The sequence below is a fragment of the Mesorhizobium sp. WSM4808 genome, from assembly GCF_055811675.1.
Window position 1 is genome coordinate 1 of the sequence record NZ_JBVVQX010000094.1, and the last position, 239, is coordinate 239.

General features: G+C 51.5%; 1 protein-coding gene. It reads left to right on the top strand.

Going from position 1 to position 239, the window contains the following annotated elements; all coding sequences use genetic code 11:
• The coding region (locus AC0L2U_RS34820) for a hypothetical protein (protein WP_473603719.1) at positions 1-239 on the top strand (239 nt) is incomplete at both ends.

Consider the following 239-nt stretch of genomic DNA (forward strand, 5'->3'; position numbering starts at 1 on the left):
TGTTGTGTTTTTTTTTGTTTTTTGTTTTTTGTTTTTTTTTATTTCTTTGGTGCTGTCCTTTTTGTTATTTTTTTTTTTTTATTTTGAAGCCTCTCCAGCCCCCCCCCCCCCTTTTTTTTTTTTTGTGGGGGGGGGGGGGGGGGCGCGCCCGGCCCGGACCACAAAGAAAAAAAAGAAAACACCACCGCCCCACACCCGCCCCACCCCCCACCCCACAAAGGGCGCCCGCGCGGGGCGGG